This window comes from Pseudactinotalea suaedae (assembly GCF_009733815.1).
In the GTDB taxonomy this organism is placed as follows: Bacteria; Actinomycetota; Actinomycetes; order Actinomycetales; family Beutenbergiaceae; genus Pseudactinotalea; species Pseudactinotalea suaedae.
Window position 1 is genome coordinate 247,041 of record NZ_WNXY01000004.1, and the last position, 15,554, is coordinate 262,594.

The window sequence follows — 15,554 nt, forward strand, 5'->3', positions numbered from 1 at the left end:
GCCGCGGCGTTCGGGGACCACGATGCATCCCCTCGCGCAGTGGGGCGCGCTGGTCGCCCCCGGTGTGGTCGTCGAGAACGAGGACGGCCCGCGCGACCGCGCCGGGTGGCGCTACGCCCAGCCCGAGCTGGGCCAGCTCGAGCTCACCGCGCTGGCCACCGTCGCCGGTCACCTCGCCCAGCACACCAGCACGCCCGACGGCGGCCATCTCGCCGTCTGGGAGGGCTGGGGTGGGTTGGTGGGAGCCATGGGGCCGACACCCTCGCGGGCGTTCGGCAGCATCTCCGACGACGCCCGGCACCGTGGTCTGCTGGCCCACCTGGTCCCGGAGCGGTTCCGCAGCCCGTTCGCGAGGGACAGGTGGCAGCCCGGGATCCTGCCCGACGACGTCTCGCGTGGACCGCGGCTGCGCCTCCCGGGACGCGACCACGTGCTGTTCACCGGCGGCGTCGCCGAGCTGACCTCGCCCGACTGGGTGCTGGCTGCACCGTGGCGGGACCGGGAGGCGGAGGCCCACGGGTTCGACCCGTCGGCGCACTCGCCGAGCCTCGTGTGGCCCACCGATCGTGCGTGGGTGCTGGTGAGCGAGGTGGACTGGGACTCGACGGTGGTGGCCGGCAGCGCGGCCCTCGTCGCCGACCTGTGCGCCGACCCCGCGCTCGAGGCCGTGCCGCTGCCCGCCGACACCGCCTTGACCGAGGATGCCGACACGGTCAACCGCGCCGTGCCCGGCCCCGATAGCCTGCGGGGGTGAGCGAGGCCGGGGGGATCACGACGCGGACGGCGATCGCGTTCCTGCTCGCCACCTGGCCGCGGCGCGTGCTGGCGTCGCTGCTGCTGCTGGTGCCCGTGGTCGTGGCTGCCGCGGGCGGGTTCCGGCAGGCCGACCCGCCGCCCCGCGGGGTCGAGCCCGAGGTCGTCACCGACACCGGCGCCTACCTCGTGGTGCCGCGCTACTACTTCGTCTCGGACCAGGTGGACGCCTACGGGCTCGACGACGGCGAGCGCTGGGTGGGCGCCGTCGTCCAGATCACCAACCAGGGAACCGAGCCGATCAGCGTCACCTTCAGCGACGAGACCTTCGAGCTGCCGGCATCGGTCCCGAACGACGGCTCCGTGAACCCGCACGAGGCGCTCCGCCTCGACACCGCCCGGCCGGTCGGCGAGGCGCAACCCGGGCTGACCTACGAGGTGGCGCTGCTGTGGGGCACCACCGGCATGCAGGACCCGCCACCGGAGCTCACCTTCACGATGAACCGCACGGCGTGGACCGAGTGGAGCATCGAGGCCGGGTACTCCACGTGGCGCAGCACGGGCGACTCCTACGACGTGCCGCTCCCGCTCGGCGATGCCCCGGCCTCGATCCTCGAGGACGAGGAGGAGGAGTGAGGCGCGCGAGATGGGCCGTGGCGGGGATGGCCGCCGTCGCGGTCGCGGTGGGTGGCGGAGCGAACGCCGTCGACAGCAACTACCTCGCCAGCGGGTGGCACACGGTGGTCCGGGGTGAGAGCGCCACCGACGTCGCGGCGGCGAGCTTCCAGGTCCACGTGCACGGGGCCACCGCCTCGCCGCACCTCGACGACGACGAGCTGGTGACCAGCCCCGGCCTGTTCGTGCTCGTCGACGTGTCCTACGCGACCGAGGACGCGTGGCGCACGCCCGAGGAGATCGTGCTCATCGACGCCGACGGGCGCGAGTTCACCCAGCCCAGCGGGTTCGGGTCCGCGGGCAGCCCCTGGCTCGCCGGACCGGACATCTGGTTCCGGGGCGGCCTGCTGTTCGAGGTGCCCGCCGACGCGGTCGCCGACCTCACCCTGGAGGTCCGGCCGGAGCGTCCCAACGCGCAGCTCCCCTCGACGGTCGTCCGTGTCCCGCTGACGGTGACGACCGAGTCGTCGCCGCTGACCCTGACGTACGAGACCCTGCTGGCGGAGGGCGAGCGATGACCGAGCCGCAGCCTCCCGCGGCCCCCTACGGCGCCGTCGACCCCGACCCCACGCCACCCCACGCCCAGGCCGCTCCTCCCGGGGCGGGCGAGCCGCCGTCGTCGGCTCCCCCAGGGCCGCCCAGCGGACTCGCGAACGAGCGAGGGCCCCGACGGCGCGTGGCGAGCACCGCCGCCGTCCTCGCTCTCGTGGGCTCCCTCGCGGGATGGGGGTGGTTCGCGAGCGAGAACGCGCGCGAGGGCTGGTGGGAGTTCGGCAGGCACGTCGCGGTCGAGCCCGGCGACGACGGATGGGCCGACGTGGACACCCTGAGCGTGCGGCTGACAGCCGCGGACACCGCCACGACGATCGACGGCGTCGAACCGCCGGCAGGGTTCGAGTACCTGGTGCTCGCCTTCGACGTCGAGGCGACCGAGGTCGAGCTGTACCGCAGCTGCACCGTGGAGGTGCTCGACACCCAGGGCCGGGAGTTCCTCGCCGGACGCGAGGTCCCCAACGGGGACCCGTACACCTCCGAGCTCATGTGCGGCACCTCCGACCCCGAGGAGGACCCGGTGCCGGGCGCTCAGTCGGTGCTGGTGCTGGTGCCCACCGGTGCCGAGCCGGTCTCGGTGCGGATCGACTCGCGGGAGTTCCCGCCCGCGACCTTCGTGGAGCTGCCCCTGCGCTCCTGACGCGGGCGCCGGCGCAGCTGACCGACCGCGCCGAACCGGGTCAGCAGCCGGTCGGCGAACACGGCCGTGAGGGCCACGGTCAGCACGAGCGTGATCATCTCGGCGACCCCGTTGAGGGGGTCGTAGAGGGCGGCCCAGACCAGCTCCTCCCGCGACCCGAGCACGAGCCGGGCGAGCCACCAGACGACGACGTCGGCCTGCGCGACCACCGTGAACAGCACGCAGTAGACGAGCACCGGCGCGAAGGCCGACCGCAGCACCAGGGCAGCGCCCCCGACCAGCGCACCGAACCGTCCGGTGGTGTCGGACAGCCTGCTCCAGGCCTGCCGCAGCGGCGCGTCCCCCACCCGGTCGCTCAGCGCCGTCCAGCGGCCGCGCTTGACGGCGCCGACGACCTCGTCCGGGCTCACGGTGTCGACGACCTGCAGCCCGTAGACGATGACGGCGATCGTGAGCATCGAGAGCGGCACCACCAGACCGGTGACCGCGGCATCGGCAAGCACCGGCAGCGCGCTGGTGACCCAGTCGCCGACGGCGCCGAGGCTCGGGAGGCTGACGCGGACCCGGGCCCAGGCGTCGAAGACCCCTTGGGCGACCGTGCGCACGGACCACCAGGCGCCGATCCCGCCGAGGACGCCCGCGAGGACCCAGGCGCCGAGGGTTACCCAGACCGCTTCCGCGTAGCCCACGACGACCTGCAGGACACCGCGGCGCGGGTCGTCGGCCGAGCGCCACCGGTCGCTGCCGACCAGCCGGCTGCCCACGGTCCGGACCAGGAGCGCCGACGCCACGATGCCGAGCACCAGCCACGAGGCGATCTGCGGGAGCGCGCTCGTGATCGTGTCGGCGCCGAGCTGCTCGTACAGCGTTCCCCTGACGTAGGCGAGGAGGTCGGCGCGCAGGTCGCCCCGGCTCTCGTACACGACGAGGAACGGCACGAGCACGCTGCCGGTCGCGGCGACCACGCCCCAGGCGTCGGAGCGCCTCGCCTCGCGGCTGCGCACCACCAGCAGCATCCCCACGAGCGCGGCCACGCTCGCCAGCGGCACCAGCGCGAGCGCGAGGAACCCGGGCACGGCGCCGACGAGTCCGGCCGCGACGGCCAACCGGGCCAGCAGCTCGCGTGCGAGGAGGCTGGCGGCGGCGATCGCGAGCAGCGGCAGCCAGTGCTCGGCCAGCAGCGCGCCGGTGCGGCGCAGCAGGGACGCCGACTCCTGCAGCCCGAGCGGGTCGGCCGGCGCCCGCTGCGCCCGCCGGGAGGGCGGCTTCTCTGCCGGCGGAGCCGTGGGGACCTCGGAGGCACCCCCACGATCGGGCACGTGGCCCTGCTGCTCAGTCTCGCCGTCGACCATCGGGCGTCACTGTAGCGAGGCTCACCCGAGGTCGCGGAACCGGGGAAGCATGGCGGCCAGCCGGTCGCCGTCGACCATGGGGTTGGGGGTGCGCGCGATGAAGATGATCTCGGTGGCGCCGCGGCGCACGGCATCGGCGACGAGCTCGAGGCTGGCGTCCTGGCCGTCGGGCAGCCGGAGCTGGACCGAGCGGCGGATCTCCTCGGGGTCCCGGCCGATGCTCTCGCAGTGGCCGTCGAGGACGTTCGAGGCGTCGGTGAACTCCGCGAGGTCCGAGCCGGTCCAGTTCCACACGTCGGCGTGCTGGGCGACGATGCGCAGCGTGCGGCGGCGACCGCTGCCGCCGATCCAGAACGGCACGGGCTGCTGGACGGGCTTGGGCTCGGCGACCAGATCGGTGATCGTGTAGTGCTCACCGGCGAACGAGGTCCGCTCCTTCGTCCAGAGCGACTTGACGATCTGGACGGCCTCCTCGAAGCGGCGCAGGCGTGGGCCGGGCTCGCCGAGCTCCAGACCCATCGCGTCGTGCTCGTAGACGTTCCAGCCGGCGCCGAAGCCGAACTCCAGGCGGCCGCCCGAGAGGTGGTCCACGGTCACGGCCATCTTGGCGATCTCGGCGGGGTGGCGATAGGTGTTGCCGCTCACCATGCAACCGATCCGGACCCGCGAGGTCGCCACCGCCATCGCGGCCTGCATGGTCCAGGCCTCGAAGATGTCTCCGGCCTCGTCGTGGTCGATGCTCGCGAAGTGGTCCATCACCCAGGCGTGGTCGAAACCCGCGTCCTCGGTGAGCTGCCAGAACTCCCGGTACTCCGCCATGCTCGCCCGCTGGCTCAGCTTCAACCCGTACTTCAGCGTCATCCGATCGCTCCCTCTCGTGGTGTGCCCACGCTATTGCGACGACGTCCTGGTCCGGCAGCCCCGTCTCACGCCCCGGTTTCACCGCACTTTCGACGCACCCCGGGTTTCACCGCACTTTCGACTCGCCCCGGTTTCACCGCACTTTCGACACACCCCGGGTTTCACCGCACTTTCGACGCGCCGCCGAAAGTGCGTTGAAATCTGGAGCCGGTCGAAAGTGCGTTGAAATCGGGATCCGGTCGAAAGTGCGGTGAAATCGCTGGTGGTCGAGGTCAGATCAGGCCGCGGGACATCGCCAGGGCGACGGCCTCGGTGCGGGAGGTGGCGCCGAGCTTGGCCATCACCCGGGTCAGGTGGACGCTCACGGTCTTCTCCGAGATGAACAGCTCTGCGCCGACCGCCCGGTTGGTGAGGCCACGGGCGACCCGTTCCAGCACCGAACGCTCGCGCGGCGTCAGCAGGTCGGTGCCGATGCGGCGGCTGCCGGGCAGGGTGATCTTGAACCTCCGGCACGCGGCCTCGACCGCCGCCGACAGCGGGGCTGCCGCCATCTCCGTGGCGAGCGCGTGCGCCCGGATCAGCTCATCGCCCCCGGTGCGATCGCCCGCGGTGAGCAAGGCCTCCCCCAGACGCCACCGGGCCAGCGCCTCGTGCGGCCGCTCGCCGTACTCGGCGACCTCGACGACGGCCCGCCACAGCCCCGGGTCGTTCTCGCCCCGAGCGCGGGCTGCCTCGGCACGTGCGCGCGCGAGCCACATCCGTCCCTCGGCGCCGAGCTGGTTGCCGCGCGGCACCCCCACCTGGGCGACCCGCTCGACACGCTGGAGGATCTCCTCGGTGGACCAGCCGGGGTCGGGGCTCTGGGGTGCGCCGTGACCCAGCGCGTCGGCGCGGGCGGCGAGGAGCGCGGCGCCGATGCGGATCTCGGCGAGGTCGTCGGGGTACTCGGGCCTGGCCAGCGCTGCGGTCAGCGCCTGCTCGACCAGATCGGGGCGGCCGCGCCACAACCAGGAGTTGACGATGCCGTGGCCCGCCATGGCCTCGCTCACGCGACCGGTGAGGACGGCACCCGCGATCTGCTCGGCCGTGCCCAGGGCCGCGACGTCGGCATCGAGCAGCTTCCAGTCGCCCAACCATGACGCCGCGAGCACGCGGGTGGACAGCACGAGCTCACGCTCACCGGCCGGCACCGCCTCCAGGGCCGCCGTGGTGCGGGTCATCACCTCGGTGAAGGCGCCGCGGGCGATGTCCACGAGGCACAGCAGCCAGGTGAGCTCGCGGCCGTAGCCCGACCAGCTGCGGCCGTGCTTGGCGGCGACGGCGATGCCCTCCTGGGCGATCTCGACCGCCTCGGGGATGCGGTCGTGGTCGTACCGCAGGATCGCCATGTTGAAGAAGGCGCGGAGCTCGGTGTCGTCGGCTCCGCCCTCCCGGGCCTTGCGCCGCGCCTCCTGCAGCCGTTCCATCGCGCCGTCGACATCGCCCTCGTGCTGCAGCAGGAACGCCAACGAGATCAGCGCATCCGCCTCGGCGCCCTGCGCACCCACCGCCCTGGCCTCGGCGATCGCCCGCTCGGCGAGGTCACGACGCTCGGGGGTGATCTCGCCGTAGGACATCGTCGACATCACCCAGGCGCGCTCCGCCGTCGAGGGCTCGTTCTCCAGCAGCGCCCAGGCGAGCGCGATCTGCCGTTCCGCCTCCCGCCACTCACCGGAGTTGTAGAGCAGCTTCGCGATCCGGCGCCGGGCACCCGCCTGCTGCAGCACGGCTCCCGTCGCGGTGGCCATCTCCACCGCGGCTCGTGCGTACGACAGCGCCCGATCGGTGCGTGCGGCGGCGGTGGCCTCGTCGCAGGCGCGCAGCAGCAGCGTGAGCTCGTCGACGCCGGTGACCGCCTCGGGGTCGGTGACCGCGGGCCAGAGCGCGAGCGCCTTCTCCACGTGCGCGAGCGCGTCGCTGTGCGCGGCGAACTCCCCGGCGACCGCGCTGGCCTCGAGCCGAGCCCTCAGCGCGCGCGGGAGGTCACCGGCCCGGGTGGCGTGGAAGGCGATCGCCGCCTGCCAGCCCGAGGGTTGCTCGGCCTCGAGCACCGCGACGTAGGCGCCGTGGAGGCGGGCGCTCTCCCCGGGCAGCATGTCGGCGAGCAGGGCCTCCCGCAGCAGCGCGTGACGGAAGGCGTAGGCCCCGTCGTGCGCCACCACGAGCACGTGGGACTGCACGCACTCGCGCAGCGCGGACTCGATCTCCGCCGGTGCGAGCCCCACCACGTCGGTCGCGACCAGCCCTTCCAAGGAGGAGGCCCACAGGTCGCGCTGGCCCACGATCGCCGCCGCCCGGACGACGCGCTGCGCCGCCGACGACAGCCGCTCGATCCGGTCCAGCAGCACGGAGGTGAGCACGTCGCTGAGCTCGGCGGCGCCACCGCTGGCCGCGCTCATCAGCTCCTCGGCGAAGAAGGCGTTGCCCTCCGAGCGCGTCGCGACATCGGCCACCAGCTCGTCATCGGCCTGCCCCTCGGGCAGCAGCGCACGCGCGAAGGCGCGGGCGGCCTCGGGTCCCCACGGCTCGACGTCGACCCGGCGCACCCCCCGCATGCGGGCCACGCTGGCGAGCCAGGGGCGCAGCGGGTGCTGGCGGTTCAGGTCATCGGAACGGTAGGTGAGCAGCACGAGGATGCGGCTGCTGCCGAGCCGCGAGAGCAGGAACAGCAGCAGGTCGCGGGTGGAGGGGTCGCTCCAGTGGAGGTCCTCGATCACCACCAGCACCGGCGCCGAGCGGGCGGCGCGCACCAGGAGGGCGAGAACGCCGTCGAACAGCCGCACCTGGTCACCGGCGACATCGGCCCGCAGCAGCCTCTCGGTGCTCTCGACGATCTCGGTGTCCTCGGTGGCCGCGTGCAGCTGGGAGATGATCTCGAGGATGGGCAGGAAGGGGGGCGCCGCCTGACCGAGCCCGAGGCAGTGGCCGAGCAGCACGACCCCGCCCTGGGCCTGCACCTCGGCGGAGATCTCGGTGACCAGTCGGGTCTTGCCGATGCCGGCATCACCGGCGAGGACGACCGCAGCGGCCTCGCCGTCATCGGCTTGCGTCCAGGCATCGCGCAGCGCACCGATCTCGGACTCGCGACCGATCAGCGGGGCGGTGAGGGCAGGCGTCGCCACGTCCGGCATCGTCTCACGCAGCAGCGACACCGCTGCTGTGGCGAGCGCCGTCATCGCCCGGTGGAAATGCCAACGGCCCGGTGGTTTCGCAACCACCGGGCCGTCGGGTCGGTACCGCCAGGGACGCACGCCCTGGCTCGCCGGGCGTTCATGCCGCGCGGATGATGCTCTCGCGGGCCGCTCGCTCAGCTCGTCGCTGCAGCAGCAGTGCCCGAAGGCGTGCGACCTTCCGGAGCGCCTGTGCGCGCCGGACGTCGCGAAGCTGCTCGCGTCGATACTCGTTCTCAGATGCATAGAACTGCGGTTCCATGGCCGTCCCTTCCTTGTGATGTGCCTCCACTCTGTCGGTGAGGGCCACCTCGGGGCTATGGGAATTCCGCGCACGGTTGTCTCTGAGGACCCCTTACCCCACCTCGACGGCGGCTCGTCGGGGTAAGGGGTCGGGTACCGATCGGGGTGGCGAAGGTGGAAGGATCGGGTCATGACGCTTCCACTTCGGCTCGGTTACAAGGCATCGGCGGAGCAGTTCGACCCACGCGAGCTCGTCGAGCTCGCGGTGGTGGCCGAGCAGCGGGGGTTCGAGTCGGCCACGGTGTCCGACCACTTCCAGCCGTGGCGGCACGAGGGCGGCCACGCGCCGTTCTCGCTCACCTGGCTGGCGGCGGTCGGTGAGCGCACGAGCACGATCCAGCTCGGCACGAGCGTGATGACCCCGACGTTCCGGTACAACCCTGCCGTGATCGCGCAGGCGTTCGCGACCATGGGGGTGCTCTACCCCGGCCGGATCTTCCTGGGCGTGGGTTCGGGCGAGGCGCTCAACGAGATCGCCTCCGGCTGGACCGGCGAGTGGCCCGCGTTCAAGGAGCGGTTCGCGCGCCTGCGCGAGTCGGTGGACCTGATGCGCGCGCTGTGGACCCAGGACCGGGTGAGCTTCGACGGCGAGTACTACAAGACGGTCGACGCCTCGATCTACGACCGCCCCACCGGCGGCGTGCCGGTCTACGTCGCCGCCGGCGGCCCGGTGGTCGCTCGCTACGCCGGCCGCGCCGCGGATGGCTTCATCTGCACCTCGGGCAAGGGCGCCGAGCTGTACTCCGAGCAGCTCATCCCGGCCCTGAAGGAGGGCGCGGAGAAGGCCGAGCGGGACGTGGAGCAGATCGACCGGATGATCGAGATCAAGCTCTCCTACGACACCGACGGTGACCTCGCGCTGGAGAACACCCGCTTCTGGGCGCCGCTGGCGCTGTCGAAGGAGCAGAAGCACGACATCACCGACCCGGTCGAGATGGAGCACGCCGCCGACGCCCTCCCGATCGAGCAGATCGCCTCACGCTGGATCGTGGGATCCGACCCCGACGAGGTGGTGGCCCAGGTCCGCCAGTACATCGACTGGGGCCTCAACCACCTCGTGTTCCACTTCCCCGGTCACGACCAGCGCCGCGCGATGGAGCTGTTCGAGCGGGACCTCGCGCCGCGCCTGCGCGGCTAGAAGCGCTGCTCAGGCGGCTGCGGCTGGTGGGGCGTCTGCAGCTCCACCCGCCGCAGCCCGAGCTGCGCGAGCACACCGAGCGCGGCCACCAGCAGCAGCATCGGCAGCGGGTAGAGCAGACCCAGCAGCCAGCTGCTGTCCTCGTTGTGGAAGCCCATGGACCCGACGAGACGCACGAGCGTCACCGGCGCGGTGGCGGTGTCGCCGCCGGAGCTGACGATCAACGAGGGCAGCAACGACTGCGCCTGCGTGATCAGCAGCACCCCCGCCGCCCCGGCAGCGGCGGCGCCGACCACCCGGCGGTCGGTGCGTCCCGTCCGCTCTCGCATCCCGGCGAACAGCATCGCCATGACCACGACCGCCCCGACGACGACGGTGGGTCCGGGGATCCGACCGACCCAGGTGTCGAGGATGCCCATCTCGCGCTGCTCCAGGTAGCGCGCGAGCATCAGCGGCGCCGGCCCGACGAAGAGCCACGGCGCGAGCGGGAGCAGCAACCACAGGCTTCGCCGCCCGGCAGGCCGGCACCAGCCGATCGCAGCCCCACCCAGCACCGCCACACCCACCTGCAGCACGGTGGCGATCGCCGCCGGTACCCACGTGGCGAGGCCGACCCGAATCGGTGAGACCTGCCCGCCGGGTGCCGCAGCGAACCCGCCGGCGAGCACGGGCAGGAGCAGCACCACGGCGGCGAGCAGCACCACACCGGCGATCACCGCTCCGACCACACCGCGCCCGCTCGACCCGGACGGCGGACCGACATCCTCCCGGACGCCGAGCCGCGCCCCGACCAGCAGCAGCGCAAGGACCGCCACGATGCCCAGGACGCCGGCGAGGAGCAGCAGGAACCCGGCGACCGCGGCCCCGCGTCCGAAGTCGAACATGATGAAGCCCAGCTGGTAGATCAGCTGAGTCGGAGACTGCGAGCCGCTGTCGGCGCCGCTGCGGCCGAAGACGAACGGGAGCTCGAACAGCTGCGGACCCAGCGCCAGCGCGCCGGTGACACCGACCAGCAGCACCGCTGCGACCCCGCGCCCGGGCGCGCGGCCAGCCAGCGCCACGGCGAACGCGGTGGCGAAGGCGGCCGTCAGCAGCGGGAGCGCCGCGAGCGTGACGACCACGACGACGAAGGTCTGCGCCTGCGCGGCAGAGCCGAACCCGTCACCGGCCACGAACCGGGACAGCCCGATCCCCAGCGGCACGAACAGGGCCGCCAGCACGCCGACGACCACCCGCACCGCACGGGCATGCTGCTGCTGCGGCGTCATCGCACCCCCGATGACGAACCCCAGCACCGCCGCGACCACGGTGACCGGCAGGACCGCGACGATGGCGAACCCGAGCGCGGGTCCCAGCTGGGGCAGCACGTCCGACCAGTTCTGCAGGCCGACCGGATCGGCGTCGGCGCCGATCGGGTTCCCGCTGCGTGTGCTCTCCACCAGGGTCGACACCGTGGGGATCACGAGCTGCCAGACCACGAGCGCGTACAGCGCCGCCACCCCCACCCATCCCACCGTCCGGGTGTTCGACGGCGGCGCGGGGCTCGCGTAGCTCGGGTCACCTGGTTGCGGGTACGGATGGCCCCCGTACGGCCCAGCCGCGGCCTCGTAGCCGCCGGGCTCGGCCTGGTAGCCGCCTGGCCCGGGTTGCTGTGCGCCGCCGTCGGGCTGGTACGGACCGGGGCCGGTGGGTGGCATCGTCATGGTGTCTCCCTCTCCTCGACCGGCCCACCTAAGCAGAAGGGCACGAGCCGGCACAGGTCACCGCTGCCCATGCGGCCGATGGGCGAGGATGGACCGATGACGTGGAGCGAACCTCAGCCCGATGTCCTCGGTGGCGACTGGGTGGCTCGCACCCTGGACCTGACCGATGCGAGCGGACCGGGCGTGGCCACGCTCGTGCACCGCGCCGACGCCGGAGGCCGCGCGCGGGCGATGCTCTACCTGCACGGGTTCGCCGACTACTTCTTCCAGGAGCACCACGCGCAGGAGTGGGCGGACAACGGCTACGACGTGTACGCGCTCGACCTGCGCGACTACGGCCGGTCGATCCGCCCGGGTCGCACACCGAACTGGATCACCGATCTGCGTGACTACGACATCGAGATCGACGCCGCGCTGGCGTTCGTGCGCGCGCAGGGCCACGAGGTCGTGGTGCTCGACGGGCACTCGACGGGCGGCCTCATCGCCGTGCTGTACGCCCACGACCACCCGGGCGCGGTCGATGCGCTCGTGCTCAACAGCCCCTGGTTCGACCTCAACGCCACGTGGTTCGACCGCGTGATCACCACCCGCGTGATCGATCGGCTGGGCGTCACCCATCCGGACACCCTGATCTCGCGCATCGAGGAGCCGTACGGCCGCTCGCTGCACGTGGGGTCCGGAGGCGAGTGGGACTACCAGCTCTCCTGGAAACCGCACGACGGCTTCCCGGCGCTGGCCGGCTGGGTGCGCGCGATCCGGCGTGGCCACGCCCGGCTCGTGAAGGGCCTCGCGATCGTGGTGCCGGTGCTGGTGGCGACATCGGGGCGCAGCGGCGACCGGAAGAAGCCGACCGCGCAGGACCTGGCCGGCTCCGACGTCGTGCTCGACGTCGAGCACATGTGGAAGCGCGCCCCGCTGCTCGGTCCTCGCGTGCGGGTGCTGCGCGTGCCGGGCGGGCGGCACGACCTGACGCTGTCGGAGCGGGCGGTCCGCGAGCGCTACAGCGCGCTGCTGTTCGGATGGTTGGAGCGGGTGCTCCCCTGAGGCCGGTCGGCCTCCCCTACAGTGACCAGCGATGACGCAGACCGTCGAGGCACAGCCCGAGCAGGAGCGCTGGTCGCAGCTGCTCGGCCTCGGGCTGCTGGGCACCGCGTGGCGGCTGCTTGCGGCGCACTGGTGGCAGCTGGTCGCGATCGCCGCCTGCGCCTACGTGGCGCACGATCTCGTGATGCGGCTCGCGTTGCTCGCCTACCGCGCCGGTGCCCTCCCGGGGCTGCTGGTGTTCTCCCTGGTCCCGTTGGTCCCGGTGGTCGCGATCGTGCTGATGCTGCTGGTGCTGCGGCGCCGTCAGGGTGCGAGCGGCGGGTTCGCGGCGTTCGTCGCGGCGATCGGCAGCGTGCTGATCCCGTTCCTGGTCGTCTACGAGAGCCAGGGCGACTTCAGCGACGACCTCAGCGAGTTCCTGTACGGCGGCTTCACCCAGGTCCAGGAGGCGCAGTGGGGCATCGACGGCGTCGAGCCCGGCGCCTTCGACGCCCTGGTCCCGGACGCCGGCGACCCGCTCCTGCTCGCCGTCGTGGTGGTCGCGTTCCTGCTGCGGGCGCTCGGTGCCCGGATCGCCGCCCGCGACTCCCTCTGGCAGGGCTCGGGCGCTAGGCGCGGGCTGCGGGTGACGTTGCGCTCCCTGGTCGGGTACGCCGAGATCGTCTGGATCGTCATCGGCGCCGTGGTCGTCAACACCACCGTGAAGGGCCTGCACGACTGGTGGCAGCAGCGCCGGCTGGGCCGCTCGCTCGACGACTGGTGGCAGTCCGTCACGGTCTCGTTCCCCACCTTCGGTGACGTCGGAGCGTGGCTGGCCACCGTCGTCGGGACCGTGCTCGACGGCGTGGTGACCGGTCTCGTGACCCCGCTCGCCTGGTTGACCATCGGCGTCGTGATCTACGGGTTGTCCGCCGCCGAGGGCATCTCCGAGGACGAGGTCGTCACGGCGATGCAGCGGCAGTCGCGGCTGAAGAAGGTCACGCAGCGCGTCAGCCCCGCGGTCATCAGCCTCGCGTGGCGCCGGATCGCGGACACCGAGGGCCACTTCGGGGCGCTGCTCGGCGGCGTCGCGATGATCCTGCGCTCCCGCTTCGTGCCGGTGCTGGTGTTCTGCCTCGTGTACACCGCGGCCACCACATGGTTGCCGTACCTGCTGTGGGACATCCCGCGCTCGCTGCTCACCCGGTTCGACTACGTGGACTGGCTCGCGCTCTACGGCCCGATGCAGGCGGTGTCCCAGATCCTCGTGCTGTGCGTGACCGCGCCGCTGCTGGCCGCTTTCGCCGACGCGCTGCTGACGCGGTTCGGCGCGCAGTCGCAGCTGCGTCTTCCTCAGTCGATCTCGAGCTCGATGTAGCCCGAGCTGAACCCGGTGCTGGTGATCTCCACCGCGGTCGGCTCGGCGTCCGCAGGTACCAGCACCAGCAGCGCCTGCTGCGCGGGGACGTCGTCATCCGGCTCGGGCACGCCGCAGGAGAAGGTCCACTCGAACCCGTCGACGAAGCTGTCCACGAAGAGGTTGGCCACGAAGTGCCGGCCGCCGCCGTCAACCAGTGCGACGTCGCAGGCGAAGAGATCGGGGTTGGTCGACTCCGCGTCGAGCACCACCCGCCAGGCGTGGAACCCCGACGGCGGCTGCCAGTCGGTCCCGGGCAGCGAGGGTGTCGCGCCGAGGTCCGTAGCCTCGACGAGCGAGACGGTCAACCCCTCGTGGGTGGCCGCGCCCGCTCCGTCGACGGCCACCGGCTCGTCCCGCTCGGACCCCAGCCACACGGTGCGGAAGTGCTCGCTCGAGATCCACCCGGTGCCGACCAGCCCGACGACGAGGGCGATCACCTGCAGCACGTGCACGGTGGAGGCGCGGCGTCGCTGCGGCGTCGGTGGTGCCGGTGGCCCGGCTCCCCAGACCGGCGCGGCGCCTGCACCCGGCCCGGGTGCGGCGCCGGAGTCGGCCGCCGGGACTGGGGGCTGGGCGGCAGGCTCGGGCTGAGGCAAACCGCGCGGCGGCGTGTCGATCTCGGCCTCGGGCCGCGGTTGCTCCTGCGGCGGTTCGCTCATCTCTCCCCCGCCCCGAGGATCTGCTCCTCGGACAGCTCGATCACGTCGAGCACCGCGCCGGGATCGAGATCGAGAGGGATCCGGGCGTACTGCGTGGGCATCGGGCCGTAGAGCTGGATCCCGGGGTCGAAGACCAGCGTGAGGCCCTCCAGTGCGTCGGGGGCGACCTCGAAGGCGAGATCACCGCGGACCCAGATGTCGGGACCGGCCAGCCAGCCGCCCGAGCCCGTGCGGTTGGACACCGGGAACTCCCGCCCGTCCGCCGATCGCAGCACCAGACCGGTACCCGAGGCGCCGCGGGGGCGATCGGCGGTCGCGTAGGACAGCGTCACGACGACCCAGACGCCGTCGGTCCCCGTCGGTGGCGGCGTCTCGAAGCGGCAGCACACGAGGACCGTGTGCGCCGCCTGCGCCTGGCTGACGTGGACCGTGAACGGATACGCGCCGGCGTCCTCCCCGATCGCGCCGGTCGAGGACGTCGGCCCGTACGGGAGCAGCCGTGCGTCGGCCACGTTGGTGGCGATGCCGAGCACGACCGCGAGCGCGGCGAGCCCGACGATCATCCAGCGCCGTCGCATCAGAGGTCCTCCTCCGGCTCGAACAGCGCCGGCGGCAGCTCGGTGCGCGGCAGCTCGACGTGCCACACGTCACCCAGAGACATCCACTGGTGCTCGTTCGACATCGGGCCGAACGTCCACAGCGACTCGGTCATCGACGCGGGGAGCACGTCAGGCACGGCGTCGGCGTCGGTGATCGGCCACAGCAACGCCACCTGGGTCCGCACACCGGGCAGCGCAACGGACCCCATGGTTCCGTCGTCGACCCGGTACGCCTCCTTCGCGACCGACGCCCCCGTGACCAGGGTGCCTGCGGGCAGCTGGGGTGCCAGCGCGTCGCTGGCCGGTCCCGGGAAGGTGAGGGTGATGGCCTCCTCGGTGTGGTTCTCGACCTCGACGACGACCCCGAGCCACGCCTCGGCGCCGTCGGTGATCTCCAACGTGGTCCGCTGCGTCTCGTCCGAGACGAAGAACGCGATCGGGCGCACGACCATCGGCCCGAGGTCGACGTCCTGGCCGGGCGCCACGTCGAACGTGCGCGGCTCCGCGGTGCCGAACCCGCCCAGCGCCCCCACGACCACCGGCACCAGCAGCAAACCACCGAGCACGAGCCGCCTCGGCCATGTGGCGAGCAGCAGCGCCAGCACGGTGCGTACCGTGATCGCCCCCGCCTCCATGCTCACGCCCGCAGGCTACCCACCTCTCCCGC

14 protein-coding genes are annotated in these 15,554 nt (G+C 72.7%); 7 read left to right on the top strand and 7 right to left on the bottom strand.

The window, feature by feature from the left end:
* Positions 1-22 precede the first annotated feature (22 nt).
* From GPA04_RS09000 to GPA04_RS09015, 4 genes are read left to right on the top strand one after another with little or no spacing between them, the layout of a single operon-like run.
* Positions 23-754 carry a hypothetical protein gene (locus GPA04_RS09000; protein WP_241680685.1) on the top strand — a complete coding sequence of 244 codons (732 nt, stop codon included), beginning with the start codon at positions 23-25 and terminating at the stop codon, positions 752-754.
* Positions 751-1,389 carry a hypothetical protein gene (locus GPA04_RS09005; RefSeq protein WP_156223741.1) on the top strand — a complete coding sequence of 213 codons (639 nt, stop codon included), beginning with the start codon at positions 751-753 and terminating at the stop codon, positions 1,387-1,389. Before GPA04_RS09000 ends, GPA04_RS09005 begins: the two co-directional genes overlap by 4 nt.
* On the top strand, positions 1,386-1,946 hold the full coding sequence (locus GPA04_RS09010; protein WP_156223742.1) for a hypothetical protein: 561 nt from the start codon (positions 1,386-1,388) through the stop codon (positions 1,944-1,946). The genes GPA04_RS09005 and GPA04_RS09010 overlap by 4 nt, the downstream gene beginning before the upstream one ends.
* The gene (locus GPA04_RS09015; RefSeq protein WP_156223743.1) at positions 1,943-2,620 is read left to right on the top strand and encodes a hypothetical protein; all 678 of its coding nucleotides are present in this window, start codon (positions 1,943-1,945) and stop codon (positions 2,618-2,620) included. Before GPA04_RS09010 ends, GPA04_RS09015 begins: the two co-directional genes overlap by 4 nt.
* Here GPA04_RS09015 and GPA04_RS09020 read toward each other — a convergent pair.
* The 3 genes from GPA04_RS09020 to GPA04_RS09030 all read right to left on the bottom strand — a co-directional run bounded on the left by GPA04_RS09020 (position 2,512) and on the right by GPA04_RS09030 (position 8,048).
* The gene (locus tag GPA04_RS09020) at positions 2,512-3,972 is read right to left on the bottom strand and encodes a hypothetical protein (RefSeq protein WP_156223744.1); all 1,461 of its coding nucleotides are present in this window, start codon (positions 3,970-3,972) and stop codon (positions 2,512-2,514) included. The two genes, GPA04_RS09015 and GPA04_RS09020, sit on opposite strands and share 109 nt — an antisense overlap.
* A gap of 21 nt (positions 3,973-3,993) precedes the next feature.
* Positions 3,994-4,833, bottom strand: coding sequence for a TIGR03560 family F420-dependent LLM class oxidoreductase (locus GPA04_RS09025; RefSeq protein WP_156223745.1), 840 nt, complete (start codon positions 4,831-4,833; stop codon positions 3,994-3,996).
* Positions 4,834-5,105: 272 nt separating this feature from the next.
* On the bottom strand, positions 5,106-8,048 hold the full coding sequence (locus GPA04_RS09030) for a helix-turn-helix transcriptional regulator (RefSeq protein WP_162458565.1): 2,943 nt from the start codon (positions 8,046-8,048) through the stop codon (positions 5,106-5,108).
* Between the two features lie 427 nt (positions 8,049-8,475).
* On the opposite strand from GPA04_RS09030, the gene fgd reads away from it, so the two are divergent.
* Positions 8,476-9,483, top strand: a complete 1,008-nt coding sequence (fgd, locus tag GPA04_RS09035) for a glucose-6-phosphate dehydrogenase (coenzyme-F420) (RefSeq protein WP_156223747.1) — start codon at positions 8,476-8,478, stop codon at positions 9,481-9,483.
* Here fgd and GPA04_RS09040 read toward each other — a convergent pair.
* A complete protein-coding gene (locus GPA04_RS09040) occupies positions 9,480-11,186 on the bottom strand; it encodes an ABC transporter permease family protein (RefSeq protein ID WP_156223748.1) in 1,707 nt (568 codons plus the stop codon). The two genes, fgd and GPA04_RS09040, sit on opposite strands and share 4 nt — an antisense overlap.
* Before the next feature lie 96 nt (positions 11,187-11,282).
* Here GPA04_RS09040 and GPA04_RS09045 point away from each other — a divergent pair, with 96 nt between their 5' ends.
* Positions 11,283-12,230 (top strand): alpha/beta hydrolase, encoded by a 948-nt coding sequence (locus GPA04_RS09045; protein ID WP_156223749.1) that lies wholly within the window; start codon positions 11,283-11,285, stop codon positions 12,228-12,230.
* 31 nt (positions 12,231-12,261) lie between these two features.
* Entirely contained in the window at positions 12,262-13,587 is a 1,326-nt protein-coding gene (locus GPA04_RS09050; RefSeq protein ID WP_156223750.1) for a hypothetical protein, read from the top strand.
* Here the strand turns inward: GPA04_RS09050 and GPA04_RS09055 are convergent.
* Genes GPA04_RS09055 through GPA04_RS09065 form a run of 3 tightly spaced genes read right to left on the bottom strand, consistent with a single transcriptional unit; the run spans position 13,563 to position 15,528 of the window.
* On the bottom strand, positions 13,563-14,288 hold the full coding sequence (locus tag GPA04_RS09055; protein ID WP_156223751.1) for a hypothetical protein: 726 nt from the start codon (positions 14,286-14,288) through the stop codon (positions 13,563-13,565). The two genes, GPA04_RS09050 and GPA04_RS09055, sit on opposite strands and share 25 nt — an antisense overlap.
* A complete protein-coding gene (locus tag GPA04_RS09060; RefSeq protein ID WP_156223752.1) occupies positions 14,285-14,866 on the bottom strand; it encodes a hypothetical protein in 582 nt (193 codons plus the stop codon). Before GPA04_RS09060 ends, GPA04_RS09055 begins: the two co-directional genes overlap by 4 nt.
* Positions 14,866-15,528, bottom strand: a complete 663-nt coding sequence (locus GPA04_RS09065) for a hypothetical protein (protein WP_156223753.1) — start codon at positions 15,526-15,528, stop codon at positions 14,866-14,868. Before GPA04_RS09065 ends, GPA04_RS09060 begins: the two co-directional genes overlap by 1 nt.
* Between the last annotated feature and the right edge of the window lie 26 nt (positions 15,529-15,554).